General features: G+C 64.0%; 26 protein-coding genes. 14 read left to right on the forward strand and 12 right to left on the reverse strand.

The window, feature by feature from the left end; genetic code table 11:
- Nucleotides 1-16 precede the first annotated feature (16 nt).
- The gene (locus tag BJN45_RS05425) at nt 17-844 is read right to left on the reverse strand and encodes an outer membrane protein assembly factor BamD (protein ID WP_240494499.1); all 828 of its coding nucleotides are present in this window, start codon (nt 842-844) and stop codon (nt 17-19) included.
- Between BJN45_RS05425 and rluD the strand changes: the two genes are divergently transcribed.
- The 6 genes from rluD to phaR all read left to right on the forward strand — a co-directional run bounded on the left by rluD (nt 843) and on the right by phaR (nt 6723).
- Complete coding sequence (rluD, locus tag BJN45_RS05430; RefSeq protein WP_076092912.1) at nt 843-1802, forward strand: 23S rRNA pseudouridine(1911/1915/1917) synthase RluD; 960 nt, start codon at nt 843-845, stop codon at nt 1800-1802. The two genes, BJN45_RS05425 and rluD, sit on opposite strands and share 2 nt — an antisense overlap.
- The gene (gene pgeF / locus BJN45_RS05435; RefSeq protein ID WP_076092914.1) at nt 1792-2520 is read left to right on the forward strand and encodes a peptidoglycan editing factor PgeF; all 729 of its coding nucleotides are present in this window, start codon (nt 1792-1794) and stop codon (nt 2518-2520) included. The genes rluD and pgeF overlap by 11 nt, the downstream gene beginning before the upstream one ends.
- A gap of 271 nt (nt 2521-2791) precedes the next feature.
- Nucleotides 2792-4522 (forward strand): class I poly(R)-hydroxyalkanoic acid synthase, encoded by a 1731-nt coding sequence (gene phaC / locus BJN45_RS05440; RefSeq protein ID WP_076092916.1) that lies wholly within the window; start codon nt 2792-2794, stop codon nt 4520-4522.
- A 27-nt stretch (nt 4523-4549) separates the two neighbouring features.
- Complete coding sequence (gene phbB / locus BJN45_RS05445; RefSeq protein ID WP_076092918.1) at nt 4550-5290, forward strand: acetoacetyl-CoA reductase; 741 nt, start codon at nt 4550-4552, stop codon at nt 5288-5290.
- A gap of 45 nt (nt 5291-5335) precedes the next feature.
- A complete protein-coding gene (phbB, locus tag BJN45_RS05450; RefSeq protein ID WP_076092920.1) occupies nt 5336-6079 on the forward strand; it encodes an acetoacetyl-CoA reductase in 744 nt (247 codons plus the stop codon).
- A 92-nt stretch (nt 6080-6171) separates the two neighbouring features.
- Complete coding sequence (gene phaR, locus BJN45_RS05455; RefSeq protein WP_076092922.1) at nt 6172-6723, forward strand: polyhydroxyalkanoate synthesis repressor PhaR; 552 nt, start codon at nt 6172-6174, stop codon at nt 6721-6723.
- A gap of 58 nt (nt 6724-6781) precedes the next feature.
- Here the strand turns inward: phaR and BJN45_RS05460 are convergent, their stop codons facing one another.
- The 6 genes from BJN45_RS05460 to BJN45_RS05485 all read right to left on the reverse strand — a co-directional run bounded on the left by BJN45_RS05460 (nt 6782) and on the right by BJN45_RS05485 (nt 12738).
- Nucleotides 6782-7300, reverse strand: a complete 519-nt coding sequence (locus BJN45_RS05460; protein WP_076092924.1) for a Spy/CpxP family protein refolding chaperone — start codon at nt 7298-7300, stop codon at nt 6782-6784.
- 97 nt (nt 7301-7397) lie between these two features.
- Nucleotides 7398-8528 carry an aminotransferase class V-fold PLP-dependent enzyme gene (locus BJN45_RS05465; RefSeq protein WP_076092926.1) on the reverse strand — a complete coding sequence of 377 codons (1131 nt, stop codon included), beginning with the start codon at nt 8526-8528 and terminating at the stop codon, nt 7398-7400.
- Nucleotides 8529-8589: 61 nt separating this feature from the next.
- On the reverse strand, nt 8590-9318 hold the full coding sequence (locus BJN45_RS05470) for an ABC transporter ATP-binding protein (protein WP_240494501.1): 729 nt from the start codon (nt 9316-9318) through the stop codon (nt 8590-8592).
- Nucleotides 9311-10525 carry an ABC transporter permease gene (locus BJN45_RS05475; RefSeq protein ID WP_076092928.1) on the reverse strand — a complete coding sequence of 405 codons (1215 nt, stop codon included), beginning with the start codon at nt 10523-10525 and terminating at the stop codon, nt 9311-9313. The genes BJN45_RS05470 and BJN45_RS05475 overlap by 8 nt, the downstream gene beginning before the upstream one ends.
- Before the next feature lie 8 nt (nt 10526-10533).
- On the reverse strand, nt 10534-11751 hold the full coding sequence (locus BJN45_RS05480; RefSeq protein ID WP_076092930.1) for an efflux RND transporter periplasmic adaptor subunit: 1218 nt from the start codon (nt 11749-11751) through the stop codon (nt 10534-10536).
- A gap of 66 nt (nt 11752-11817) precedes the next feature.
- On the reverse strand, nt 11818-12738 hold the full coding sequence (locus BJN45_RS05485) for a LysR family transcriptional regulator (RefSeq protein WP_076092932.1): 921 nt from the start codon (nt 12736-12738) through the stop codon (nt 11818-11820).
- A 97-nt stretch (nt 12739-12835) separates the two neighbouring features.
- Between BJN45_RS05485 and BJN45_RS05490 the strand changes: the two genes are divergently transcribed.
- The 3 genes from BJN45_RS05490 (at nt 12836) to BJN45_RS05500 (ending at nt 14187) form a co-directional block, all read left to right on the forward strand.
- Nucleotides 12836-13609, forward strand: coding sequence for a sulfite exporter TauE/SafE family protein (locus BJN45_RS05490; RefSeq protein WP_076092934.1), 774 nt, complete (start codon nt 12836-12838; stop codon nt 13607-13609).
- Nucleotides 13610-13675: 66 nt separating this feature from the next.
- Nucleotides 13676-13900, forward strand: a complete 225-nt coding sequence (locus tag BJN45_RS05495; RefSeq protein WP_076092936.1) for an addiction module protein — start codon at nt 13676-13678, stop codon at nt 13898-13900.
- Nucleotides 13897-14187 carry a type II toxin-antitoxin system RelE/ParE family toxin gene (locus tag BJN45_RS05500; protein ID WP_076092938.1) on the forward strand — a complete coding sequence of 97 codons (291 nt, stop codon included), beginning with the start codon at nt 13897-13899 and terminating at the stop codon, nt 14185-14187. The genes BJN45_RS05495 and BJN45_RS05500 overlap by 4 nt, the downstream gene beginning before the upstream one ends.
- Nucleotides 14188-14205: 18 nt before the next feature.
- On the opposite strand, the gene BJN45_RS05505 is transcribed toward BJN45_RS05500, so the two are convergent.
- From BJN45_RS05505 to BJN45_RS05525, 5 genes are read right to left on the reverse strand one after another with little or no spacing between them, the layout of a single operon-like run.
- Nucleotides 14206-15084, reverse strand: a complete 879-nt coding sequence (locus BJN45_RS05505; protein WP_076092940.1) for a universal stress protein — start codon at nt 15082-15084, stop codon at nt 14206-14208.
- Nucleotides 15085-15094: 10 nt separating this feature from the next.
- A complete protein-coding gene (locus BJN45_RS05510) occupies nt 15095-16570 on the reverse strand; it encodes a SulP family inorganic anion transporter (RefSeq protein WP_430793416.1) in 1476 nt (491 codons plus the stop codon).
- Between the two features lie 55 nt (nt 16571-16625).
- Nucleotides 16626-17384, reverse strand: a complete 759-nt coding sequence (locus tag BJN45_RS05515; RefSeq protein WP_076092963.1) for a fumarate reductase iron-sulfur subunit — start codon at nt 17382-17384, stop codon at nt 16626-16628.
- Complete coding sequence (locus tag BJN45_RS05520; protein WP_076092964.1) at nt 17381-19360, reverse strand: fumarate reductase flavoprotein subunit; 1980 nt, start codon at nt 19358-19360, stop codon at nt 17381-17383. Before BJN45_RS05520 ends, BJN45_RS05515 begins: the two co-directional genes overlap by 4 nt.
- A gap of 3 nt (nt 19361-19363) precedes the next feature.
- Entirely contained in the window at nt 19364-20206 is an 843-nt protein-coding gene (locus BJN45_RS05525) for a fumarate reductase cytochrome b subunit (RefSeq protein ID WP_240494502.1), read from the reverse strand.
- A 250-nt stretch (nt 20207-20456) separates the two neighbouring features.
- Between BJN45_RS05525 and BJN45_RS05530 the strand changes: the two genes are divergently transcribed.
- From BJN45_RS05530 to moaD, 5 genes are read left to right on the forward strand one after another with little or no spacing between them, the layout of a single operon-like run.
- A complete protein-coding gene (locus BJN45_RS05530; protein WP_076094100.1) occupies nt 20457-22382 on the forward strand; it encodes an ATP-dependent DNA helicase in 1926 nt (641 codons plus the stop codon).
- Nucleotides 22379-23512 (forward strand): hypothetical protein, encoded by a 1134-nt coding sequence (locus tag BJN45_RS05535; protein ID WP_076092965.1) that lies wholly within the window; start codon nt 22379-22381, stop codon nt 23510-23512. The genes BJN45_RS05530 and BJN45_RS05535 overlap by 4 nt, the downstream gene beginning before the upstream one ends.
- A 17-nt stretch (nt 23513-23529) precedes the next feature.
- Nucleotides 23530-24027, forward strand: coding sequence for a molybdopterin-guanine dinucleotide biosynthesis protein B (gene mobB, locus BJN45_RS05540; protein ID WP_076092966.1), 498 nt, complete (start codon nt 23530-23532; stop codon nt 24025-24027).
- Nucleotides 24028-24029: 2 nt separating this feature from the next.
- The gene (locus BJN45_RS05545; protein ID WP_076092967.1) at nt 24030-25238 is read left to right on the forward strand and encodes a molybdopterin molybdotransferase MoeA; all 1209 of its coding nucleotides are present in this window, start codon (nt 24030-24032) and stop codon (nt 25236-25238) included.
- Nucleotides 25235-25483, forward strand: coding sequence for a molybdopterin converting factor subunit 1 (moaD, locus tag BJN45_RS05550; RefSeq protein ID WP_076092968.1), 249 nt, complete (start codon nt 25235-25237; stop codon nt 25481-25483). Before BJN45_RS05545 ends, moaD begins: the two co-directional genes overlap by 4 nt.

Raw genomic sequence — 25483 nt, forward strand, 5'->3', positions numbered from 1 at the left:
GGGCCGTGTCATCCATTTACCAGAGTTTCCACCACGGAACCTTGCGTTCCAGGCCTTCCGTGTAATAACGGCTGTTCGGGAAATTCTTCTTCATCACCCGCTCGGCATCGTCGCGCAGGTCATTCATGCCCAGCTTGTCGTACGCGGCAACCAGAATGAACATCGCCTCTTCGATTGCCGGCGCCTGCGGGTAGGTCTCGACAGCCACCTGGGCGCGGTTGGCAGCAGCAATGTAGGCGCCGCGCTTCATGTAGTAGCGGGCGACGTGGACCTCCAGCGAGGCCAGCGCATTGACCAGATAGTTCATGCGCTTGATCGAGTCAGCCGCATATTTGCTGTTGGGGAAGCGGGTGACCAGTTCCTTGAACGAATCAAAGGCCTCGCGCGCCGCCTTGGGGTCGCGTTCGGTCAGGTCTTGGTTGCTCAGGTGGCCGACCAGACCCAGGTCTTCGTTGAAATTGACGAGGCCTTTCAGATAGTAGGCATAGTCAACCGCCGGATGATTGGGGTGCAGTTTGATGAAACGATCGGCGGCGGCCAGTGCCGAGCCGGGCTCGTTCGATTTCCAGTAAACGTAGGCCAGTTCCAGTTGCGCCTGCTGGGCGAAGCGGCCGTAGGGATAACGGGCTTCAAGTTTTTCCAGCATTTTGGTGGCGGTTTCCCACGAGCCTTCGCCCTGCGCTTCCTTGGCGGCAGCGTAAAGACGTCCCGCCGACCAGCCTGCAGTCTCGTCGTGTTCAGTGGGGTTTGAACTGCAGCCGGCGAAGATCGCGATGGCGAAGACGGCGAGCAGTGTACGAAGGTAGGCGGGGAATGACTGGAATGCGGGTAAACTTCGCATCATGAACGATCCTTATGAAAACTCGGGCGATTATAGCCCAAGCGAGCCGCTCAATCTGACGGTTCCGGATGCTTGTGCCGGTCGTCGTCTCGACCAGGCACTGGCAGAGATGCTGCCGCAGCATTCGCGCAACCGTCTGCAGACCTGGGTGCGCGATGGCTGCGTCGAAGTCGATGGGGTGCTGGCCAGTGAGCCGAAGCGCAAGGTGATGGGGGGCGAAAAGCTGCTGATCGCCTTGCCGGAAGATGCCGCCGTGCTGTCCGAACAGGCGGAAGACATTCCGCTCGACATCGTGTTCGAGGACGAAACCCTGCTGGTCATCAACAAACCGGCCGGACTGGTCGTCCATCCCGGCAGCGGCAACTGGACCGGCACCTTGATGAACGCCTTGCTGCACCACGTGCCGGGTATCGCCGAAGTGCCGCGTGCCGGTATCGTGCATCGCCTGGACAAGGACACCAGCGGCCTGCTGGTGGTTGCCAAGACGCTGGAAGCGCAAACCGATCTGGTCCGCCAGTTGCAGGCGCGGACTGTGAAACGCCAGTATCTGGCCATCGCCAGCGGCGTCATCCGCCGTGACGGCGGCGTCGATACGCCGATCGGCAGGCATCCGGTGAACCGGATCAAGATGGCCATCGTGCCCGAAAGTCGCGGTGGCAAGCAGGCCCTGACCTGGTATCGGCGGCTGGAGCTGTTTACTTACTGCACGCTGGTCGAGTGTGCGCTGGAAACCGGGCGGACGCACCAGATCCGGGTGCATATGGCGTCCATCGGCCACCCGCTGGTCGGTGATCCGGTCTATGGCAAGAACGATCAGCGCCTGCCGCCGTTCAAGCGTCAGGCGCTGCACGCGACCCGTCTCGGCCTGGTGCATCCCCTGAGCGGCCGGCACATGCAGTGGGAAGTGCCGATGCCTGAAGACATGCGCGAACTGATCGAAACCCTGCGCGATGGCGGCTGAGCTGCTGCTGCCCGAATGGCCGGCACCGGCCAATGTGCGCGCCTGGCAGACGCTGCGCGCCGGTGGCTGCAGCCCGGCGCCGTGGGACAGTTTCAACCTCGGTGACCATGTTGGCGATGCGCCGGAACGGGTGGCTGCCAATCGGGCGCAACTGCGCCGCCATCTGCCGGGCGAGCCGGCATGGTTGCAGCAGGTGCATGGCATTGTTGCGGTCGACGCCGCGACGGTGGCAAAAACCGTCGTTGCCGACGTATCGTTTTCGCGCCAGCCTGGCGTCGTCTGCGCGGTGATGACTGCCGATTGCCTGCCGGTGCTGTTCTGCGACCGGGCCGGCAGCGTGGTGGCTGCGGCCCATGCCGGCTGGCGTGGTTTGCTGGCAGGCGTGCTGGAAAATACGGTGGCGGCGATGCAGGTGCCCGGCGATCAGGTCATGGCCTGGCTCGGGCCAGCCATCGGGCCGCAGAATTTCGAAGTCGGCGACGAGGTGCGGCAGGCATTCGTAGACCGCGATGGGGCGGCGGCTGTCGCCTTTGTGCCTCGCCAGCCGGGTAAATGGCTGGCTGACATCGCGCTGCTGGCGCGGCAGCGGCTGGCGTCAGCGGGGGTCGGGGCGGTCTTCGGCGGCGGGCTGTGCACCGTCGCCGACCACGGACGTTTCTTCTCCTACCGCCGTGACGGAGTCACCGGCCGGATGGCCAGCCTGATCTGGCTGAGCTGACTTGGCCTGCATTGCTTCCCGGTAGGCGCGACGCTGGCGACGCACCTTGCTGCCGCTCATCCAGAGCAGCAGGCTGCAGGGCAGGAGTCCGTAAAAGGCGAACGAAACGATGCCGGCAAACAGGCTCGCTTCGTTGGCGGCAATGAGCAGGGTGACGTAAAGCCAGCCGATGGCGATGATGTACATGCCGTAATTATGCATTGACAGTGCCCGGACGGGTATGCAGAATCCAACGGCTACAGCCCCCGACAACCAGCGAGAAAAATATCCCATGGCGCAAGGATCGAACAATAACGAGGCTTTTCTGGGTTCTGCCATGCAGTTCATGCAAGCCGGGCAGAGCATGGCGCAGCAGTTCATGGACTATCTCGGCAAGAACGCCCCGGCTTTCGGCAATACGCCGCCGCCACCCGCCGATCCGCAGGCACTGACGGCGTTGCAGAAAAAGCTCATGGATCAGCAGATGTCGTTGTGGCAGGCCATGCTGGCCAAGCAGAAGGGGCAGGAGCAGGATTTCAAGGTAGCACCGGAACCCGGCGACCGCCGTTTTGCCGCGCCGGAATGGCGTGAAAGCCCGATTTACGATTACCTGCACCAGGCCTATCTGCTCAACGTCCGTTACCTGAAGGAAATGGTCGAGGTGCTGCCGGCGCAGGATGACAAGGGCCGGGAAAAGATGCGCTTCCTGGCGCGTCAGGTTGCCGATGCCATGGCGCCGTCCAACTTTGCCGCGACGAATCCAGAATTCGTCAAGCTGGCGCTGGAGACCAAGGGCCAGAGCATCACCGACGGCATCAACAACCTGATCAAGGATTTCGAGAAGGGCCGTATCTCGATGACCGACGAGTCGGTGTTCGAGGTCGGCAAGAATATCGCCACCACCGAAGGCGCCGTCGTTTATGAAAATGACGTGATGCAGCTGATCCAGTACGCCCCGCTGACGCCGAAGGTCGGTACCCGGCCGCTGCTGGTCGTGCCGCCGTGCATCAACAAGTTCTACATCATGGACCTGCAGCCGGACAATTCGCTGATCCGCTACATGGTCGAGCAGGGCAACACGGTGTTTCTCGTCTCCTGGCGCAATCCCAAGGAAGACCAGGGACAACTGGGCTGGGACGATTATCTGGAACGTGGTCCCATCGATGCCTTGCGGGTGGTTCGTGAGATAACCCGGGTGAAGCAGGTCAATGCATTGGGTTTCTGTGTCGGCGGCACCATCCTGACGTCGGCGCTGGCCGTGCTGAAGGCGCGTGGCGATGACTGTGTCGCTTCGTTGACCCTGCTGACCACGCTGCTCGACTTTTCGGATACCGGCGAGATCGGACTGTTCATCGACGAGCAGGGCATTGCCGCCCGCGAAGCGACGATCGGCAAGGGGGGGCTGCTGCCGGCCCGCGATCTGGCCAACACCTTTTCCTTCCTGCGTGCCAACGACCTGGTCTGGAATTACGTCACCGGCAACTACCTGAAGGGGCAGAAGCCGCAGGCGTTCGACCTGCTGTACTGGAACTCGGATTCGACCAATCTGCCGGGGCCGTTCGCCTGCTGGTACATGCGCAACATGTACCTGGAAAACAACCTGCGTGTTCCCGGTCGTCTGACTGCCTGCGGCGAAAAGCTCGATCTCGGCAGTCTCGACATGCCGGTCTACCTGCTGGCAACCCGCGAAGATCACATCGTGCCCTGGCAGTCAGCCTTCCAGAGCACGCGCATTCTCTCGGGCAAGGTGCGTTTCGTGCTCGGCGCCTCGGGCCATATCGCCGGCGTGATCAATCCGGCGAGCAAGAACAAGCGCAGTTTCTGGATCAACGACGAAGTGAAAACCGATGCCGAAGGGTGGTTGACCGCAGCAACGGAAATGAAGGGCAGTTGGTGGCTGGACTGGGCCGACTGGATCAAGGAGCACTGTGGGGAACAGCGCGCCGCGCGCAAGATTGGCACAACAAAATACAAAGCCATCGAGCCGGCACCGGGCCGTTACGTCAGGGAACGTGCGGTCTGATTCCGATAATCCGAGGAGGAGAAAAAAATGTTGCGAGTAGCATTGATCACCGGCGGTATGGGCGGCCTGGGCGAAGCCATCTGCATCAAGATGGCGGCGCTGGGCTACAAGGTCGTCACCACGCATTCACCGGGCAATACCAAGGTCGATGAATGGCTTAAGAACATGAACAACATGGGCTATGGCTTCAAGGCCTTTCCCTGCGACGTCACCGATTTCGATTCGGCCCGGGCCTGCGTCGAGACCGTTGCCCGCGAGGTGGGTCCGGTCGATGTGCTGGTCAACAACGCCGGCATCACCCGCGACATGACTTTCCGGAAGATGACGAAGGGCGATTGGGATGCCGTCATGAGCACCAATCTCGATTCCGTCTTCAACATGACCAAGCAGGTCATGGATGGCATGGTCGAGCGCAAGTGGGGCCGTGTCATCAATGTTTCTTCGGTCAACGGTCAGAAGGGTGCCTTCGGCCAGACCAACTACTCGGCTGCCAAGGCCGGCATGCATGGCTTCACCAAAGCGCTGGCGCTGGAAGTTGCCAAGCAGGGTGTCACAGTAAATACCATCTCGCCGGGTTATATTGGCACCAAGATGGTGACTGCGATCCCGCAGGACATCCTCGATTCGAAAATCCTGCCGCAAATTCCGGTTAGTCGCCTCGGCAAGCCCGAAGAAATCGCCGGCCTCGTTGCTTACCTCGCTTCCGATGAAGCGGCGTTCGTGACCGGGGCCAATATTTCCATCAACGGCGGTCAACACATGTATTGACCGACGTTTTTTTTACCCCGCTTCAACAACAAGGAAGGAATAATTATGACGCAACGTGTCGCTCTCGTTACCGGTGCCATGGGTGGTCTGGGTACCGCCATCTGCCAGGAACTGGCCAAGGCCGGTCACAAGGTGGTTGCCTCCTATCACCCCCAATTCGATAACAAGGAAGAATGGCTGAAGGAAATGGCCGCCGCCGGTTTCAATGATTTCGTCTGCGTCGCCGGTGACGTTTCTTCCCTGGAAGACTGCCAGAAAATGGTTGCTGAAGCCGAAGCCGCTTGCGGCCAGGTCGACATCCTCGTGAACAATGCCGGTATCACCCGTGACCGCATGTTCGCCAAGATGGAAAAGGATGGCTGGGATGCCGTCATTTCCACCAACCTGACCTCGCTGTTCAACATGTCCAAGCAAGTCTCCGCCAAGATGGCCGAGCGTGGCTGGGGCCGCATCATCAACATCTCCTCTGTCAACGGCGTCAAGGGTCAGGCTGGTCAGACCAACTACTCCGCTGCCAAGGCTGGTGTGATCGGCTTCACCAAGGCTCTGGCTGCCGAACTGGCCGCCAAGGGCGTGACGGTTAACGCCATCGCCCCGGGCTACGTCGCGACCAAGATGGTCATGGCGATCAAGCCGGAAGTTCTGCAGACCATCGTCGACTCCGTGCCGATGAAGCGTCTGGCCAAGCCGGAAGAAATCGGTGGCGCCTGCGCCTACCTGTCGTCCGAACTGGCTGGTTTCATGACCGGCGCGACGATGAACATCAACGGCGGTCTGTATTACCAGTAATTTTGCAATGCACCATCAAGGGGCGCCTTTGGGCGCCCCTTTTTTACGCTATAATGCTGCACTGCACATAAACCAATCTTGAGGCTCGCAGCATGTCCGAACCGGTTCGCCTGATCAAGAAATACCCCAATCGTCGCCTGTACGATACCAAGACAAGCGCTTACATCACCCTGGGGGATGTCAAGGAACTGGTGCTCAAGTTCGAGTTGTTCAAGGTTCTCGACGCCAAGACCGGTGACGACCTGACGCGCAGCATCCTGCTGCAGATCATCCTCGAAGAGGAAACCGGCGGTGTGCCGCTGTTCTCCTGCGAGTTGCTGTCGGGATTCATCCGCTTCTACGGCAGCACTTCCCAGAACATGCTCGGGAAGTACCTGGAAAACAACATGAAGACCTTCGTCGATTTCCAGCAGAAACTGCAGGAGCAATCGCGCACGATGTACGGTGGCGATACGGCTACGGTGCAGGCGGATTTCTGGAACCAGTTCCTGAATTTCCAGCAGCCGGCCATGCAGAACATGATGTCGGCCTACATGGACCAGTCGAAGAAGATGTTCCAGTCGATGCAGGACCAGTTGCAGACGCAGACCCGCACGATGTTCACCGGTTTCCCGGTGGTGCCGCCGGAAACGCCGGAGAAGTAATTCACCGGCCGGCAGCGGCGCTACCCGTTGCCGGGTAGCGTGTTTCAGGCTTCAGCGATCAGGAACGCGGACCGCGATCGTCGCCCTTGCCTGGCTTGCCCGGTTTCATTTCAGCCAGTTGCTTGCGCTGTTCCGGCGTCAGGACGTCCATGACTTTCCGTTCGGCCTGCAGGCGCGACATTTCCATGGCGGCGCGCTGGCTGGCGATGCCATCGATCAGCTTCCTGGCCTTCGCTTCACTGTAGTCCGGGGCCGTCTTCAGGGTTTTCAGTTCCGTTTCCGCCTTGCGCAGGGATTTCATCTGATCGCGCATGGCCGGAGCCTGGGCGTGCATGATGTCGAAAATCTTGTCTTCCTGCGCTTCGCTCAGATCAAGGCGATGCAGGCCGCGCAGCATGGCCATGCTGTCACCCTTCATGCCGTGACCGCCGTGCATGCTGGTACCGCGCATGCCATCCCTGGCGTCGCAGCCCATCTTGCCGCCCTGGCCCTGGAAGGCCATTGCGCTCAACGGAATGGCGAGGGCGATACCGGCGACGGCAAGCAGGCGCTTCGGGGTGTGGATGAATGTCTTCATGGTGTTCTCCTGTGGGTGAGCCGGAAGTGTTCCGGCGACAGGAGCAAGACTACGGACATCCACGTAAGCTGTCGTTTTCCAGATGTAAGGATTCGTTTCAGTCCAGCATGCGCGCCAGCGTCTGTTCCAGGCGGGCCACGGCGGCAGCCGGGTCGTGCAGCTTGTCGAGGCCGAACAGGCCAAGGCGGAAGGTGCGGAAATCGGCTGGCTCGTCGCACATCAGCGGTACGCCGGTGGCGCTCTGCATGCCGTTGGCGAGGAACTTGCGGCCGTTCTGGATATCCGGGTCGGTGGTGTAGCTGACGACCACACCCGGCGCCTGGAAACCTTCGGCGGCGACGCTGGGGAAACCGCGTTCGACCAGCAGCGCGCGCACGCGCCGGCCGAGTTCCCACTGCTCGGCGCAGACCTTGTCGAAGCCGTAGGCTTCGGTTTCCAGCATGACTTTGTGTACGGCAGCCAGCGCATCGGTCGGCATGGTCGCGTGATAGGCGTGGCTGCCGCTTTCGTAGGCTTCCATGATCTGCAGCCATTTCTTCAGGTCGCAGGCGAAGCTGGTGCTGCTGGTCGCGTCGATGTGCGCGCGGGCGCGTTCACCCAGGGCGATCAGCGCGCAGCACGGCGAACCGCTCCAGCCCTTTTGCGGGGCGCTGATCAGCACGTCGACATCGTTCGCCGCCATGTCCACCCAGACGGTGCCGGAAGCGATGCAATCGAGCACGAACAGGCCATCGACCGCGCGGACGGCGGCGCCGACGGCGCGCAGGTAGTCATCGGGCAGGATCATCCCGGACGAGGTTTCGACATGCGGGGCAAAGACGACTTCCGGGCGCTGTTCGCGGATGGCCGCGACAACCTCTTCAATCGGTGCCGGCGCAAACGGTGCCTGGGCGCCGCTGCCTTGCTGGCGGGCCTTGAACACGGTGCTTTCCGAGGGAATGTGACCCATGTCGAAAATCTGCGTCCAGCGGAAGCTGAACCAGCCGTTGCGGATGACCATGACCTTGCGCTGCGTCGCGAACTGGCGGGCCACCGCTTCCATGCCGAAGGTGCCGCTGCCGGGAACGATGACCGTTGCCTTGGCGTTATAGACCTTCTTGACGATGCGCGAGATGTCGCGCATGACGCCCTGGAACTGCTGCGACATGTGATTCAGCGCGCGGTCGGTGTAGACCACGGAGTATTCGAGCAGGCCGTCGGGATCGGGATGGGGCAGCAGGGCGGGCATGGGTGTCTCCAGCTTGTGTTGGTTGTCAGGGGGCGAGGATAGCGCCGTCCTCGCTTTCCGGCTAGCCCGCCGGCTGGTGCGCAGGATTGGGACGGTCGCTGACGATGTCACCATCGACCAGTTCGACGATGCGATCGCAGCGGCCGGCCAGGCGTGGGTCGTGGGTGACGATCAGGAAGGTGGTCTGCTCGCGCTGGTTGACCTCGCGCAGCAGTGCGAAGATGTCGTCGGCGGTGTGCGTGTCGAGGTTGCCGGTCGGCTCGTCGGCGAGTACCAGCGACGGGCGCATGGCCAGCGCCCGGGCGATGGCAACGCGCTGCTGCTGGCCGCCGGAGAGCTTGCTCGCCGGGTAGTCGGCACGCTCCGAGAGGCCGACGCCGGCCAGCAGTTCGGCGGCGCGTGCACGCATGGCAGCATCCGGACGGCCACGGTCGATGAGCAGCGGCATCATGACGTTTTCCAGCGCCGTGAACGCCGGGATCAGCAGGTGGTGCTGGAAGACGAAGCCGATCCGCTGCCCGCGCAGGCGGGTGATTTCGGCTTCGGCCAGGGTGCTGGTCTCGACGCCGTCGATGAACAGCTGGCCAGCGCTGGGCCGGTCGAGCAGGCCGATCAGGTTGAGCAGCGTGCTCTTGCCGGAACCGGACGGGCCGATCAGCGCCGCGAACTCGCCGCGCTGCAGCGTCAGGTCGATGCCGTGCAATACCTCCAGCTCGCTGTCGCCGCTCAGATAGGATTTCTTCAGCCCGGCCAGTTGCAGGACGGCGTTTGCTGGCAGCGCTTCAGCCACGGATCGCCACCACCGGGTCGAGCGAAGCGGCGCGCCGCGCCGGCATCAGTGCCGCCAGCACGCCGACCAGCGTGGCGCCGGCGGCGGCAATCAGGACCAGGCCGGGTTCGACCTCGATCATGAACATCGGCGTCCCGTCGGCATTGACGGCGAGCGTCCGCCAGAGCGCCAGGAAGGACCAGGCCAGCGCCGAGCCGAGCAGCGAGCCGAGCAGCCCGACGATGCCGCCCTGAAGCAGGAAGGTGCGCAGCACCTGGCCGCGGCTGGCGCCCATCGCGCGCAGGATGCCGATTTCGCGCGAGCGCTGGACGACCGAGACAACGAGCACGCTGGCGATGCCGAAAGCCACCGACAGGCCGATGAAGAAGCGGATGACGTTGCTCGAAATACGCTGCGAGGTCAGTGCCGTGAAGAACTGGGCGTTGGTCTTGATCCAGCTGTCGGCGATCAGCCCGGTTTCGGCGTTGAGGCGCTGCGACAGCGCTTCGGCCTGGTACATGTCGTGCAATGCTAGGTCGATGCTGGAGACGCCGCCGACCAGATCGAGCAGGCTTTGCGCGGTGCGCAGGCCGACATAGACGTTGCGGGCGTTGGCCGCCTTGTTGCCGAGATCGAACAGGCCGACGATGGTCAGCGTATCCGATGCTCCGTTGCTGGCGTTGATGCGCAGCTTGTCGCCCAGCGTGGCACCGAGATCGCGTGCCAGTTCGATGCCGATCAGCGCTTCACCGGCATTGACGCGCAGTTCGCCGCCGACCATTTTCTGGTCGAGTTCGATGACGCGAACGTAGTTGGCCGGTTCGATGCCGATCAGGTTGATCGACTTGTTGGCGTCGCCGCGCACGGCAAAGGCCGGGCCGGAAGCGACCGGCGAGATGGCGGCAATTTCCGGCAATTTTTCCAGTCGACCGCGCAAGGCCTGCCACTGATCGATCGACCGCAGACGCTGCGCCTGCTTCTGCACCAGCGCCTGGCCTTCGCCGAACTGCGGTCGGGCGATTTCCTCAGGCGGCAGCAGCACCAGGTGCGCCTGCGAGCTGAGCGTGCGCTTGACCAGGTTGGACTGCAGCCCGGACAGCAGCGCCGACATGAAGACGATCACCGAGACACCGACACCGACCCCGACGATGATCAGCAGGCTCTGCGTCCGCCCCTCGCGCAGGAAGCGGGTGGCGGCGATCCATTCGAAAGGGAGCCAGGGATGCATGGCGGACGTCAGTTGCCGGTGCGCACGCGGTCGCCGGCGGCAACGCCGACCGTGGCGGCAGGCAACACCTGGTCGCCGGCAGCCAAGCCGGCGACGATCTCAACCTGGCCGGCGTTGCGCAATCCGGTCTGCACCACTTGCCGCACGGCACGGCCCTCGCGCACGACGAGCACCCACTGTTCCAGCACGCTGCCGCGCAGTCCTTCGGCCGGCAGCAGGATGACGCCCTGTTTGCTGCCGGTTTCGATATCGATCGATACCGTCATGTCCTGCTTCAGGTAATCCGGCGGATTGTTTACGTGCAGCCGGACTTCGACCGACCCGCGCTGCGGATCGACGGCCGGGCTGATGTAGGAAACGCGTGCAGGAAAATGGCGATCCGGCCAGGCATCGGCGGAAACCCGGGCCGTCTGGTCGAGCGCCAGCAGGCGCAGGTTCTTTTCGTCGATCTGCACCAGCAGTTCGGTAGCGCCGGCCGGCGACAGGCTGAGCAGCGTCTTGCCCGGCTGCACGCTGTCGCCCGGTTCGGCCAGGCGGGCGAGGATGGTGCCGGGGCGCGGGGCGAGGATGCGCGTGTAGGCCAGTTTCGCTTGCGCCAGTTCAAGGCCGGCGCGTGCTTGCGCCACCGCCACTTCAGCCAGCCGGTAGTCGCTGCCGCCGCTGGCGTTGCTGCCGGCCTGCAGCTGGCTGGCCTGGCGCTGGCTTTCGGCGACGGTCAGGGCACGCCGGGCGTCGTCGAGTTGGTTGGTGCTGTAGAAGCCCTTGGCGACCAGCGCTTCGGTGCGGGCGAATTGCTGCCGCGCCTGGGTCAGGTTGGCTTCGGCCTGGCGCGAAGCTTCGCGGGCCAGCGGTTCGGCCAGCAGGCGCAACTGCTGCAGACGCAGTTCGCTTTGTGCCAGCTGCGCCCGGGCCTGGGCGACACTGGCTTTCGGTTCGCGGTCGTCAAGTTCGATCAGCAGGTCGCCGGCCGCGACCCGGGCGCCTTCGGCAACATGCACGGCAAGGACCTGGCCGGATATCTGGGCGGCCAGTTCGCTGCGTTGCGGTGAGCGGACCTTGCCGCTGGCAACCACCGACTGGCGGATGTCGCCATTTTGCGCGACCAGCACGCTGACGGCCTTGCCGAACAGCGGGCGCAGCAATATTGCGGTCAACAGCGCAAAAAGCAGGAAAACCGGAATCAGGACGACGGGGCGGCGCAGGCTGGCGAAGGAAAATCGTGGCATGGGGCCTTGGAGTTCGAAAATCAGGGTTGGCTAATATGACTGTTGCGAATGGTAACCGCAATCGGCTTACCATGGGCTTGGCTTTTGGCTGTCGTCTCGCCAGGCGGCGAAGCGTTGTTCAAGAAAATCGAGGAAGACGCGCACCTTGGCCGACAGCAGATGACGTTGCGGATAGAGCGCATGGATGTCGGCCGAGATGCCGGCCCACTCGGGCAGTACGCGGATCAGCCGGCCGCTGCGCAGGTCGGCGGCGATATCCCATTCCGAGCGCAGGATGATGCCGTGCCCGGCCAGCGCCCAGTCGACGGCGATTTCGCCGTGATTGACGGCGAGCGGACTGCGCACCTTGACGGTGATCTGCTGGCTGCCGTCGGTCAGTTGCCAGTTGTTGAACGCGCGCTCGTTCTCGCGGATGACGATGCAGTCATGCGCCTGCAGGTCGCGCGGGACCTGCGGCATGCCGCGGGCGGCGAGATAGGCAGGGGCGGCGCACAGCAAACGGCGGTTGGGCGCGATGCGGCGGGCGAGGATGCGCGCATCCGGCGGCGGGCCGAAGCGGATGGCGATGTCGAGCGCGTGCTCGGTCAGGTCGAGCGTGCGGTCGGACAGGTGGAGGATGACCTCGACGTCCGGCCAGTCGCGGACGAAATCCGAAATCGCCGGGCCGAGGTGGCGGCGGCCGAAACCGAAACCGGCATTGATCCGCAACAGCCCCTGCGGCTGCTCGCGACTTTCACCGAGCGAGCGTTCCAGGCGCTCGATGTCGCGCAGGATCTGCTCGCCGTCTTCCAGATAGCGTTCGCCTTCCGGCGTCAGGCTCAGTCGCCGTGTCGTCCGGTTGAGCAGGCGCACGCCGAGGCGCTGTTCCAGCGCCGCCAGCCGGCGGCTGACCGCCGGCGGCGTGATGCCAAGTGCCTGTGCCGCCGCTGCCAGGCTGGGCTGGCGGGCAAGCAGGCTGAAGAAGGCGAGGTCGGGAACGTCGTTCATTCGTGCTTTAAACGCAATAATCAATTGAATGTTGCGCCATTGTATCTTTCGCTGTGCTGAATATCATGGCTTTTCCCTCGTTGACCGCAACATTCCCATGCCTCTGCTCCACCTGCTTCCCCTTGTCGATCTCTCGCTGGCGCTGGCCATCGGCGCTGCCCTCGGTTTTTTCGGTGGCCTGTTCGGCATCGGCGGCGGCATCATTGCCATTCCGCTGTTCGTCCTCGCTTTCGCCATGGATCAGGCGATGGCGCAGGGCACGGCGCTGGTGCTGATGGTGCCGAACCTGCTTATCGGCTGGTGGCGTTACAGCCGCAAGCATCCGGTTGGCTGGCGGGCGGTGCTGTCGATTGCCCTGCCGGCAACGCTGACTACCTGGCTGCTGGCGCATTTCGCCACACGGCTTGACGCGCAACTGCTCGGCCACCTGTTCTGCGCCTTCCTCGGCATCCTCTCGCTGCGCCTGCTCTGGCAGGGACGCGGCGGGCGCGAACCGGTCACCGGCGCGCCGCTGCGCCCGGCCGCGCTGCCGCTGGTCGGCGTTGCCGGCGGCAGCAGCATGGGTTTGCTCGGCATCGGCGGCGGCCTGGTCGCCACGCCGCTGCTCTCCGGCTGGCTCGGCCAACGCCAGACCGTGGCGCAAAGCCTGGCGCTGGCCCTGGTTGCGCCGAGTTCGCTGGTCGCACTGAGCGCCTACGCCGGCGCCCAGCGCGTGGACTGGAGCCTAGGACTGCCGATGGCAATCGGCGGCATGTTCACCGTCGCTGCCGGTGTCGCGCTCGCGCACAAACTGCCGGAACGCCGCATGCGCGCAGCTTTCGCCTGGATGCTGCTGGCGACAGCATTGTGGCTGGCGCTGGCGCCGCGCTGAGGCTGATTCCTGCTAAGCTGAAGCGCAGTTTGCGGTCTAAAATGCATGCACCGGAGGAAATTGACCATGAATACTGAACAACTGATTGCCGAAGCATGCAACTTGCCTGTGGAACAGCGGGCGATGGTCGTTGACCGCCTGTTGCAGACTTTTGCCGCAACAAATCCAGAAATCGACCGGGCTTGGGGTGAGTGCGCACGCCAGCGCAGTGATGAACTCGCATCCGGCAAAGTTGCCGGTGTAGCCGCGGATGTCGTGTTTCAGCGGATCGAGGCTCGTTTGGCGCGATGAAGGTGATTTTTCACCCTGGTGCCGAGTCCGAGTTTAATCAGGCTATCGACTGGTATGAGGAAAAGTCTTCCGGGCTGGGTCGTGAATTTGCGCAGGAGATTCGTCAGGCGATTGGACGTGCCGTCGCATTGCCACTGGCGTGGGCAGAAATCCAGCCCGGTATACGTCGTGTCCTGACGAAACGTTTTCCCTACGGCGTTCTCTACAGTTCAGACGGGGCATGTCTGGAGGTGCTGGCGGTGATGCATCTGAGCCAGAAGCCTGGCTACTGGAAATCCCGCCCGTAGGCGGGATAGACGTTTCGCCTAACGCAGCAGCAGCGTAGGCACCTTTGCCGAGCGCAACAGCTCATTGGTGCGGCTGCCGAAGAGCAATTTGCGTAGCGGCGAATGATTGAAGGCGCCCATCAGCAGCAGGTCGATGTTGTGTTCCTGAATGCTACGGGCGATGACCGTTTCGGTGTCGCCCGGGATGATTTCGCTGCTCACTGAAAAGCCGGCTTTTTCCAGCGTCGACCGCGCCCATTCCATTTTTTTCGGCGCTTCCGGGTCAGGCTTGCCGGCCATCAGCAGCAGGCAGGGAATGCCTTTGAGCAGAGGGCTGTTGGCAACCATGTCGACACCGCGCCTGGTGACTTCGCCGCCGTCAAAGGCGATCATGAAGTGCTGTGGCGCCTTGAAATTCTCGGTAACCGTCAGGATCGGCTTGTGCAGCGCGCGGACGACATTTTCGACGTTGCGGCCGAGCTCACGTTGCGTGGTTTCGGCCGATTCGCTGCGGCGGCCGAGGACGAACAGGCGCACGCCGGCCTCCTGTTCGGCCAGGCTTTCTTCGAGGTGGCCGTAGCGCTGGCGGGTATCCGGTGCCAGCACGCCGGCGGCGATGGCGCGTTCGCGCAGGCCGTTGAGGAAGAGCCGCCCGGCTTCGCGCATGCCCCTGGTCTTTTCGGCGTCCTTGTCGGCGAGCTCCTTGAGCAGATGTTCCTGGGCATCGAAGCCGATGGCGCCGGAGTGGTCTTCGCTGGAGCCGATTTCCGGGTGGCGGTCGAGGATGTGCAGAAATTCCAGCGGCGCATTCATCCGGCTGGCTGCCCAGGCGGCGGCGTCGGCGACGGTGTTGGCGATGTTGTTGTCCAAATGCGGCGAGCGGTCGACGCAGGCGAGAACCTTGTTTTCGTTATTCATGATGCGCTCCTCAGTGGCCGCCGAGCATGTTTTCGGCGCCGTCCTTGTCGTGGATGGCGAAGCGGTCGAGCATCGTCGCACTGGCTTCGTTGAGGCCGATAATCTCGACCTCGACACCTTCGCGGCGGAATTTCAGCACCACCTTGTCGAGAGCGCTGACGGCGGTGATGTCCCAGAAGTGCGCCTTCGAGACGTCGATGACGACCTTTTCGATGACTTCGCGGAAGTCGAAGGAGGCGACGAAGCGATCGGCCGAGGCGAAGAAGATCTGGCCGGAGAATTGATAGACACGGGCGCGGCCTTCATCTTCCGAGCGCGAGCGGACGCGGAACAGCAGCGCCACCTTGTGGGCGAAGAAGAAGCCGGAAAGCAGCACGCCGACACCGACGCCCTTGGCCAGATCGTGGGTGAACACGGTGACGATCACGGTCGCCACCATGACCACGCTGGAACTCGCCGGGTGATCCTTGAGGTTGCGGATCGACCCCCAGTTGAAGGTGCCGATCGAAACCATGATCATCACTGCAACCAGTGCCGCCATCGGGATCTTCGCCACCCAGTCGCCGACCAGCATCAGCAGCGCCAGCAGGAAAACGCCGGCAGAGAAGGTCGACAGCCGGCCGCGCCCGCCCGACTTCACGTTGATCACCGACTGGCCGATCATCGCGCAGCCAGCCATGCCGCCGATGAAGCCGGAAGCGATGTTGGCAACGCCCTGGCCGACGCATTCGCGGTTCTTGTTGCTGCTGGTGTCGGTCAGGTCATCGACGATGGTCGCCGTCATCAGCGATTCGAGCAGGCCGACGACCATCAGTGTCAGCGAGTACGGGAAGATGATGGTCAGGGTTTCCAGATTGAGCGGAATGTCCGGAACCAGGAAGATCGGCAGGCTGTCCGGCAGTTGCCCCATGTCGCCGACGGTGCGGATGTCGAGATCAAGGAAGAGGGCGATTGCGGTGAGTACGACGATGGTCACCAGTGGCGAGGGGATGGCCTTGGTGACATACGGGAACAGGTAAATGATGCCGAGCCCGGCGGCGGTCATCGCGTAGACGTGCCAGGTCACGTTGGTCAGTTCCGGCAGTTGCGCCATGAAGATCAGGATCGCCAGCGCATTGACGAAGCCGGTGACCACTGAGCGCGAGACGAAGCGCATCAGCGCGCCGAGATTGATCCAGCCGGCGATGATCTGCAGCACGCCGGTCAGCACGGTGGCGGCGAGCAGGTATTCCAGGCCATGCTGTTTGACCAGCGTCACCATGACCAGCGCCATCGCCCCGGTGGCCGCCGAGATCATCCCCGGCCGACCGCCGACGAAGGAGATGACGACCGCGATGCAGAACGAAGCATAAAGCCCGACCTTGGGGTCAACGCCGGCGATGATGGAAAAAGCGATGGCTTCGGGGATCAGCGCCAGGGCGACGACGAGGCCGGCCAGCAGATCATTGCGGACGTTGGAAAACCAGTCCTGCTTGAGGGAACTCAGCATGATGAATTGTCTTTTTGTTGCCGCAGCGGGTGCGGTGGTGGGGGGCGAGATTCTAACGCAGACCCTCAACCGCCATCTTGCGGCGCAGGAAGGCGATCTGCGTTTGCAGCGGCAACTCCTTCGGGCAGATGTCGTGGCAGCCGAGCAGGCTCATGCAGCCGAAGACGCCGTCGTCGTCGCCGATCAGTTCGTAGAAGTCGGCGTCGCTGCGCGTGTCGCGCGGATCGAGGCGGAAGCGGGCGATCTTGTTGAGGCCGACGGCGCCGACGAAGTTTTCGTTCATCTGCGCCGTGCCGCAGCCGGCGATGCAGCAGCCGCACTCGATGCAGCGGTCGAGTTCGTAGATGGCTTCGGCCAGTGCCGGTTCCATGCGCGCTTCGAGCGCGTCGAGGTCGACGGCTTCGCTTTGCGCGATCCAGGTTTGCAGGCGTTCGGCGGTGCCGCGCATCCACTTGCCGGTATTCACCGACAGATCGCCGATCAACTCGAAGAAGGGCAGCGGGGCGAGGGTGATGTCGCTGCCGTAGTCGCGCGTCAGCGTGCGGCAGGCGAGTGCCGGGCGGCCGTCGACCAGCATTGCGCAACTGCCGCAGATGCCGGCGCGGCAGACGAAGTCGAACTGCAGCGAGGGATCTTGCGTCGCGCGGATTTCATTGAGCGCGATGAACAGCGTCATGCCTTCCGCTTCTTCCAGCTCGAAGGCTTGCAGATAAGGCTTGCTCGCCGGATCGGCCGGGTTGCAGCGCAGGATGTGCAGGGTCAGGCGACGCGGCGCCGCGCCCGGTTTCGGTTTGCGGAACAGCGTGATCATGCGTTCTCTCCAAGGCGTGCATTGTCCCCGCGCAAGTGCGCCGGCAGCAGGTGGCGGAAAGGCATCAGCGCGGCTTGCACGGCGTGCCGGTCGCTGCCGGCCAGGGCGGCACGGGTGGCGTCGACTTCGGCCTGGCGGCCCGCGGTCAGCGGATGTTCGATGGCATCGCGCGTGCCGTAGCCGCGCCAGCCGGGCGGCAGTTCCATGCGGGCGATGTCGAGCGGCTCGTAGGCCAGTGTCGGCAGCGTCTGCCCGGCGTCGGGCCAGCTTGCCAGGGTGCGCTTGAGCCAGTCGGCGTCGTTGCGCTGCGGGTAATCCTCGCGGAAGTGCGCGCCGCGGCTTTCCGTGCGCTGCAAGGCGCCGTAGCTGACGCACAGCGCCAGCTTGAGCATCTTCTGCAGGCGCCAGGCCAGCGTCAGTTCGGGGTCGGCGCCGCCGCGCCGGCCGGAAAGGCCGAGGTCGCGGCTGCGCAAAAGCAGGCTTTGCAGCGTGTTGACCGCAGCATTCATGGCTTCACCGTGGCGGACGATGCCGACCTGGGCGGTCATCGTCGCCTGCATTTCGCGCAGCAGCAGGCTGGCGCTTTCCTTGCCATGATGATTGGTGATCGCGCCAAACTCCGCCTGCGCGCGCTCGAAACACTGGCGGATCAGCGCCGTCGACACCGTCAGTTCGCCGTCCGGCGAGGCACAGAAATCGGCGATGGCTGCGCCGACGATCATTCCGGAAACCACGGTTTCAGCGACCGAGTTGCCGCCCAGCCGGTTGAAACCGTGCAGGTCCCAGCAGGCCGCTTCGCCGCAGGCAAACAGACCCTTGAGGCCGCGCGCCGCGCCGTGGGCGTCGGTGCGGATGCCGCCCATCGAGTAATGCTGGGCCGGGCGCACCGGAATCCACTGCTTGGCCGGGTCGATGCCGAGGAAGTACTGGCAGATTTCCTTCACTTCGCGCAGCTTGTGGTTGATGTGGGCGGCGCCGAGCAGCGTGATGTCCAGCCACAGATGCTGGCCGAAACGGTTGCTGGCGCCCTTGCCAGCCTTGATGTGCGCTTCCATGCGCCGCGAGACGACATCACGCGATGCCAGTTCCTTCTTTTCCGGCTCGTAGTCGGGCATGAAGCGGTGGCCGTCGACATCGCGCAGCAGGCCGCCGTCGCCCCGGCAACCTTCGGTAACCAGGATGCCGGCGGGGAAGATCGCGGTCGGGTGGAACTGGATCGCTTCCATGTTGGCCAGCGGCACGACGCCGGTGTCCAGCGCGATGGCGGCGCCGATGCCTTCGTTGATGACGGCGTTGGTGGTCGCCTGGTAGAGCCGGCCGAAACCGCCGGTGGCAATACAGGTGGCTTTGGCGACATAGGCCGTCAGCTTGCCGTCGATCAGGTTGCGGACGATGGCGCCGTGGCAGCGTTCGCCGTCGTGGATCAGCGCCACCGCCTCGCGCCGCTCATGCACCGGAATGCCGGCGGCGATGGTCTGGTCGCTGACCGCGTACAGCATGGCGTGGCCGGTGCCGTCGGCGACGTAGCAGGTGCGCCATTTGCGCGTGCCGCCAAAATCGCGGGCGGTGATCAGGCCGTGGGCATCGGCGCTTTCCGTCAGCGTTACCGGCTTGCCGTCGATGATCACGGTACGTTCGCCGGCCTCGACGCGGTTCCATGGCACGCCCCAGGCCGCCAGTTCGCGTACCGCCTTGGGTGCCACGTGGGTGAACATGCGTGCGACTTCCTGGTCGTTGCCCCAGTCGCTGCCGCGCACGGTGTCTTCGAAATGCACGTCCTCGTTGTCGCCGGCGCCCTTCAGGGCATTGGCCAGGCTGGCCTGCATGCCGCCCTGGGCAGCGGCCGAATGCGAACGCTTGGGCGGCACCAGGCTGAGGATGATCACCTGCTGGCCGCGCTTCTGCGCTGCCAGGCCGGCGCGCAGGCCGGCCAGTCCGCCGCCGATGACGAGGACGTCGCTATGGATGATTTCCATTTTTCAGTGCTTTCCGTGGTCGACCGCAACATGGCCCGGCGGCACGTAGCGCTCGCCGGCCAGTTCGGCGTGGGCACGGCCGAGGTCGATATAGGCCAGCAGCGTGACCAGACCGAGGGTGATGAAAAAGGCGCTGAACGCGTGGCGGATGTGGCGCAGGCGACGGCGTCCGGCATTGGCGTCGTCACCGACGAACCAGCCCCATTTGACCGCCAGCCGGTACAGGCCGATACCGCCATGGACTTCGGCAGCGAACAGCAGCGCCAGGTAGATCGGCCACATGCCGCCGGTCCACACGCGGTCGGCGGATTCATACGGGCCGATCAACTGGGGCTGGCTGACCATGTCGTACAGATGGATGGTGGTCAGGAAAAACAGTGCAAAGCCGGTCACCACCTGCAGCCACCACAGGCTGGTATCGCCATGGCGCAGCCGGCTCCGGTGTGCGGAAAAAGCGCGGTACTGGCGAAAACCGCCGGGAAACTTGCGCATCGCCAGCCAGGCATGGGCGACCAGCAAGCCGGTAACGCCGGAGGCAACCATCGACACCAGCACCGGTTGCGGTTCGCCGAACAGCCATCCGGCCTCGAAGAAGCGGGCAACGTTGTAGAAAAGCTCGTGGCTGATCAGGATGGTCGCGACAAAAAACATGTGGGCGACGAGAAACAGCGCCAGCACCAGGCCGCTCAGGCTCTGCAGCAGGTCGAGGCGGGCCGGCCAGCGGCTGTTGCCGGGCCGGGCGTCAGTGAGCGAGCTGCGGGCCATATCCGGGTGTGCGTGTCGCGTCGGGGCCGGGGCGTTTTCCGGGAGGGCTGGGGCGAGAGCGGTTTTGGCGATTTGGCGCATGGCTGATCTTCCTTTCCGGACGCTTTTCGGGCTGTTGTTGTTCTGGCTGCAATTTATCATGATCCAGAACATTTGCTGTCAATTAATTGTGCGCTGCAACAATTCGTAACATGGCGTCCTGTCGTTGTTTTCTCGTGTTATTGATTTTTGATGCCGCAGTGCAGCACGACGGTTTCGGCCGCCGTTCCCGGCTTCTGTTAAGATGCCGCGGGCCGCATCCGCTGCCTCAACTCCCCCCGAAAACCGCATCTTGTCTACCCTTCCGGAAATCTTCTCGCCCGACGGCCCGTTCGCCCGTGCCATCAACGGTTATCGCGTGCGCGGCCAGCAGCTCGAGATGGCCGAGCGCATCGCCGAGGCGATCAGGAACAACGCGGTGTTCATCGCCGAAGCCGGTACCGGCACCGGCAAAACCTTCGCCTACCTGGTGCCGGCGCTGAAGTCGAACGGCAAGGTGATCGTGTCGACTGGTACCAAGACGCTGCAGGACCAGTTGTTCAACAAGGATCTGCCGCTGGTGCGCGATGTCCTCAAAGCGCCGGTCAGGATTGCGCTGCTCAAGGGCCGCGCCAACTATGTCTGTCCCTACCATCTGCAACGGGCGCTGGCCGACGGCCGTTTCCTGACCCGCGAGGACGCCGCCGACGCCCGCCGCATCTCGGTCTTCGCCAAAACCACGCAGAGCGGCGACAAGGCCGAGTGCGTCGAGGTCAACGAGAATTCGCCGGTCTGGCAGCATGTCACTTCGACGCGCGACAACTGTCTCGGCCAGGACTGCCCGGACTACAAGGAATGCTTCGTCATGCAGGCGCGCAAGGAGGCGATGGCGGCCGACCTGGTCGTGGTCAATCACCATCTCTTCTTCGCCGACGTGATGTTGCGCGATGAAGGCATGGCCGAACTGCTGCCGGCCTGCAACACGGTGATCTTCGACGAGGCGCACCAGTTGCCGGAAGTGGCGACGCTTTTCTTCGGCGAAAGCGTGTCGACCGCACAATTCCTCGATCTCGCCCGTGATGCCCGCACCGAAGCGCTGACCAACGCGCGCGATTGTCTCGACCTGCCGGTTGCCAGCAAGTCGCTGGAAAAGGCGGCCAAGGATCTGCGCCTGGCGGTCGGCCTCGACAGCGGCCGCTTTGCCGCCGCCCAGTTGCTGGAAAAGCCCGAATTCGCCCCGGCGCTGCAGGGGCTGCTGGAAGAAATCGCCAAGTTCGCCGCCATCCTGGAAACCCAGGCCGAGCGCGCAGAAGGTTTGGAGAAATGCTGGCAGCGCGCCACCGAACTGGTGCAGCGCCTGACCCAGTGGCAGAACCCGGTCGATGCCGGCTATGTTTACTGGGCCGAAGCCTTCACCCATTCGCTGCAGTTGAACGCGACGCCGCTCGACGTCGCCAACATCTTCCGCAAGCAGATGGGCGGTCACCCGCGCGCCTGGATCTTCACCTCGGCGACCCTCGCCGTGCAGGGCAAGTTTCATCACTACTGCGCCGAACTGGGCCTCGGCGACCCTGATTCCGCCTGCTGGCACAGCCCGTTCGACTACGGCGAGCAGGCCGTGCTCTACGCGCCGCTGGGCATGCCCGACCCGAACGACTGGGCCTATACCGAAGCCGTCGTCGACGCCGCCTGGCCGGCGGTCAAAGCAGCCGGCGGCGGCGCCTTCTTCCTGTGCACCAGCCTGCGCGCGATGCGCCGCACGCACGAACTGCTCAAGGCCAAACTTGAGGACGAAGGCCTCGACATGCCGCTGCTGGTCCAGGGCGAGGGCAGCAAGAACGATCTGCTGCAGCGCTTCCGCCATCATGGCGCGGCGATCCTGGTCGGCAGCCAGAGTTTCTGGGAAGGCGTCGATGTGCGCGGCGAAGCGCTGTCGCTGGTCGTCATCGACAAGATCCCGTTCGCGCCGCCCGACGACCCGGTGTTGTCGGCGCGCATCGACGAAATGAAGAAGCAGGGCCGCAACGCCTTCATGGAATACCAGCTGCCGCGCGCGGTGATCAACGTCAAGCAGGGCGCCGGCCGGCTGATCCGCGACGAGGCCGACAAGGGCGTGCTGATGATCTGCGACCCGCGCCTGATCACCAAACCCTACGGCCGCCGTGTCTGGCAGAGTCTGCCGCCGATGAAGCGCACGCGCGAACTGCAGGTTGTCCTCGATTTCTTCGCCAACCGATGAAAACCACCTTCGACTTGCTGGCCGCGCGCCAGCCGCAATTGTTTTCTGCCGCCGATATCCGCGTCGATAAAGCGCAGCTTGCGGCCATGGCCGAGCTGGTCGGCGCCATCGAGACGGTGCTGGCCTTGCCCGCCTTCCGTGCCGACGTGCTCGCCCGGGCGCCGGAAAGCGCGCGCTGGCCGGTCGCTGCGCGCAGCGTGTTCATGGGCTACGACTTCCATCTCACGGTCGACGGCCCGAAACTGATCGAAATCAACACCAATGCCGGTGGTGGTCTGCTCAATGCCTACCTGCTCGCCGCGCACGGCCACGCCGATGAAGCCGCCGGCTTCGTTGCCGAGATCCTCGACATGTTCCGCGCCGAATGGCGGCTGGAGCGCGGTGATGCCCCATTGACGCGCATCGCCATCGTCGATGAAGCGCCGGCCGGGCAGTTCCTGGCGCCGGAGTTCGAACTCTTCCGCGATCTGTTTATCGCCAACGGCATTGATGCGGTGATTGCCGATCCCGCCGATTTCGTCCGCGACGGCAATCGCCTGCTGCACGACGGCAAGCCCATTGACCTGATCTACAACCGGCTGACTGATTTTTACCTCGATGTTGCGGTCGACCGCAATATTCGCGAGGTTTTCGCGGCCGGCGGCGTTGTCCTGACGCCGCACCCGGCAGCGCACGCGACGCACGCCGACAAGCGCCACCTGATGCTGCTGTCCGATCCGCAAAAACTGGCTGATCTTGCGGTCGACCGCGCAACGCAGCAGATTTTGCTGGCCGGCGTGCCGCGCACCATCGCCGTCGACCCGGCGCAAGCCGAAACGCTGTGGGCCGAGCGCAAGCGCTGGTTTTTCAAGCCGCCCACCGGCTTCGGCAGCCGTGCTGCCTATCGCGGCGACAAGCTGACCAAGCGCGTGTTCGACGAAATCCTCGCCGGCCACTACATCGCCCAGGAAATCGCGCCGCCGTCCGAGCACGAAGTCATCGTCAACGGCGAGCCACAGACGATGAAGGCCGACTTCCGCTGCTTTGTCTACGACGGGCACATCCAGTGCGTCGCCGCCCGCCTGTACCAGGGACAAACGACCAATTTCCGTACCCCCGGCGGCGGTTTCGCGCCGGTGTTTCCGGCTTGAACAGGTAGAATCCGTCCATGAAAGTTTTTGGCATCGCCGGCTGGTCCGGCTCCGGCAAAACGACGCTGCTGGAAAAGCTGATTCCGGCGCTGATCGCGCGCGGCCTGAAAGTTTCGGTGATCAAGCACGCGCATCACGGATTCGACATCGACAAACCGGGCAAGGATTCGTACCGCCACCGCGAAGCCGGCGCCGCCGAAGTCATGCTCGCCTGCGGCACGCGCTGGGCGCTGATGCACGAATGCCGCGACGAGCCCGAACCGCAACTGGCCGACCTGCTGACCCGTCTGGCGCCGTGCGACCTGGTGCTGGTCGAAGGATTCAAGCAGGAACCGGTACCCAAGCTGGAAGTCCACCGGCCGGCCAACGGCAAAGCGCCGCTGTTCGGTGAGCGCGACGATATCGTCGCCGTCGCCTGCGACGAAGCCATTGCCGCACCGATTCCGGTGCTGCCGCTCAACGACATTGCCACGGTGGCCGATTTCATCATCCGCCATTGCGAACTCAAGGTCTGACCATGCTCAGTTACGAACAAGCACTTGCCCAACTGCTCGCCGCCGCCCGCCCGGTAGCCGAAACCCGCCATGTGCCGATCACCGCCGCCGCCGGCCGCGTGCTGGCGCAGGCGCAGGTATCCACGGTCAACGTGCCGCCGCTCGACAATTCGGCGATGGACGGTTACGCCGTGCGCCTGGCAGATGTAGCGCAAGTCGGCGTCACGCTGCCGGTCAGCCAGCGCATTCCCGCCGGCACGGTCGGCAGCGAACTGCAAGCCGGCACCGCCGCCCGCATCTTCACCGGCGCGCCGGTGCCGCCGGGCTGTGACGCAGTGATCATGCAGGAACGCTGCGAAGCCGTCGGCGACAGCGTCGTCATCAACCACGTCCCGCGTGATGGCGAGAACATCCGCCGCAGCGGCGAGGACATCGCCACCGGCAGCGAAATCCTGTCCGCCGGCATCCGCCTGCGCGCCCAGGAAATCGCGCTTGCCGCCTCGGCCGGCCTGCCCGAACTGCCGGTGCATCGCCGCGTGCGCGTCGGCATGTTCTTCACTGGCGATGAATTGGTTCAGCCCGGCGAGCCGCTGCCGCCCGGCGCCATCTACAACTCCAACCGCTACGCGCTGCGCGCGCTGCTCGAAGGCCTGGGCTGCGAAGTGCGCGACCTCGGCAGCGTGCCCGATTGCCTCGACGCCACTCGTGACGCGCTGCGCCGCGCCGCTGCCGACAACGACCTGATCGTCACCAGCGGCGGCGTCTCGGTCGGTGAGGAAGACCACGTCAAACCCGCAGTCGAAGCCGAAGGCCGGCTCGACATGTGGAAGATCGCCATCAAGCCGGGCAAGCCGCTGGCTTTCGGCGAAGTCAATAAACCGGAAGGCAGCACGGCCTGGTTCATCGGCCTGCCGGGCAACCCGGTCGCCGCCTTCGTCACCTGCCTGATGCTGGTCCGCCCCTTCATCCTGCGCCTGCAGGGCGTGGACAAGGTCGTGCCGAAAGCCCTGCCGCTGACCGCCGACTTTGTCTGGAGCCGGCCCGACAGCCGCCTCGAATTCCTGCGCGCCCGCATCAACGACGCCGGCCACGTCGAGCTCTACCCCAACCAGGGTTCGGCCGTCGTCACCTCGCTGTGCTGGAGCGACGGTCTCGTGCTCAACCCGCCCGGCTGCGCCGTGCAACCCGGCGACACGGTGCGTTTCATCCCCTTTACGGAGTTGCTCGCATGAGCGTGAACATCCTCTACTTCGCCAGCCTGCGCGAAGCCTTCGGCACCGCCGGCGAGACCGTCGAGTTGCCGGACGGCATCGCTACCGTCGGCCAGTTGCGAGACTGGCTGATCGGGCAGGGCAGGGACGCCCTGGCCACCGCCAAAAACCTGCGCTGCGCCGTCAACCAGGACATGGCCAAGGCCGACGCCCCCATCCGCGACGGCGACGAAATCGCCTTCTTTCCGCCGGTTACCGGCGGCTGA

This window comes from Azonexus hydrophilus (assembly GCF_001956855.1).
In the GTDB taxonomy this organism is placed as follows: domain Bacteria; phylum Pseudomonadota; class Gammaproteobacteria; order Burkholderiales; family Rhodocyclaceae; genus Azonexus; species Azonexus hydrophilus_A.

Excerpts from the sequence above, each read along its gene's own strand:
- BJN45_RS05490 (WP_076092934.1), top strand. The coding sequence starts at position 12,836 with ATGCCTCTGCTCCACCTGCTTCCCCTTGTCGATCTCTCGCTGGCGCTG.
- phbB (WP_076092920.1), top strand. The coding sequence starts at position 5,336 with ATGACGCAACGTGTCGCTCTCGTTACCGGTGCCATGGGTGGTCTGGGT.
- pgeF (WP_076092914.1), top strand. The coding sequence starts at position 1,792 with ATGGCGGCTGAGCTGCTGCTGCCCGAATGGCCGGCACCGGCCAATGTG.
- BJN45_RS05545 (WP_076092967.1), top strand. The coding sequence starts at position 24,030 with ATGCTCAGTTACGAACAAGCACTTGCCCAACTGCTCGCCGCCGCCCGC.
- BJN45_RS05525 (WP_240494502.1), bottom strand. The coding sequence starts at position 20,206 with ATGCGCCAAATCGCCAAAACCGCTCTCGCCCCAGCCCTCCCGGAAAAC.
- mobB (WP_076092966.1), top strand. The coding sequence starts at position 23,530 with ATGAAAGTTTTTGGCATCGCCGGCTGGTCCGGCTCCGGCAAAACGACG.
- BJN45_RS05500 (WP_076092938.1), top strand. The coding sequence starts at position 13,897 with ATGAAGGTGATTTTTCACCCTGGTGCCGAGTCCGAGTTTAATCAGGCT.
- phaC (WP_076092916.1), top strand. The coding sequence starts at position 2,792 with ATGGCGCAAGGATCGAACAATAACGAGGCTTTTCTGGGTTCTGCCATG.
- BJN45_RS05535 (WP_076092965.1), top strand. The coding sequence starts at position 22,379 with ATGAAAACCACCTTCGACTTGCTGGCCGCGCGCCAGCCGCAATTGTTT.
- BJN45_RS05460 (WP_076092924.1), bottom strand. The coding sequence starts at position 7,300 with ATGAAGACATTCATCCACACCCCGAAGCGCCTGCTTGCCGTCGCCGGT.
- BJN45_RS05475 (WP_076092928.1), bottom strand. The coding sequence starts at position 10,525 with ATGCATCCCTGGCTCCCTTTCGAATGGATCGCCGCCACCCGCTTCCTG.
- BJN45_RS05425 (WP_240494499.1), bottom strand. The coding sequence starts at position 844 with ATGATGCGAAGTTTACCCGCATTCCAGTCATTCCCCGCCTACCTTCGT.
- phbB (WP_076092918.1), top strand. The coding sequence starts at position 4,550 with ATGTTGCGAGTAGCATTGATCACCGGCGGTATGGGCGGCCTGGGCGAA.
- BJN45_RS05495 (WP_076092936.1), top strand. The coding sequence starts at position 13,676 with ATGAATACTGAACAACTGATTGCCGAAGCATGCAACTTGCCTGTGGAA.
- BJN45_RS05480 (WP_076092930.1), bottom strand. The coding sequence starts at position 11,751 with ATGCCACGATTTTCCTTCGCCAGCCTGCGCCGCCCCGTCGTCCTGATT.
- BJN45_RS05505 (WP_076092940.1), bottom strand. The coding sequence starts at position 15,084 with ATGAATAACGAAAACAAGGTTCTCGCCTGCGTCGACCGCTCGCCGCAT.
- BJN45_RS05520 (WP_076092964.1), bottom strand. The coding sequence starts at position 19,360 with ATGGAAATCATCCATAGCGACGTCCTCGTCATCGGCGGCGGACTGGCC.
- rluD (WP_076092912.1), top strand. The coding sequence starts at position 843 with ATGAACGATCCTTATGAAAACTCGGGCGATTATAGCCCAAGCGAGCCG.
- moaD (WP_076092968.1), top strand. The coding sequence starts at position 25,235 with ATGAGCGTGAACATCCTCTACTTCGCCAGCCTGCGCGAAGCCTTCGGC.
- phaR (WP_076092922.1), top strand. The coding sequence starts at position 6,172 with ATGTCCGAACCGGTTCGCCTGATCAAGAAATACCCCAATCGTCGCCTG.
- BJN45_RS05515 (WP_076092963.1), bottom strand. The coding sequence starts at position 17,384 with ATGATCACGCTGTTCCGCAAACCGAAACCGGGCGCGGCGCCGCGTCGC.
- BJN45_RS05465 (WP_076092926.1), bottom strand. The coding sequence starts at position 8,528 with ATGCCCGCCCTGCTGCCCCATCCCGATCCCGACGGCCTGCTCGAATAC.
- BJN45_RS05485 (WP_076092932.1), bottom strand. The coding sequence starts at position 12,738 with ATGAACGACGTTCCCGACCTCGCCTTCTTCAGCCTGCTTGCCCGCCAG.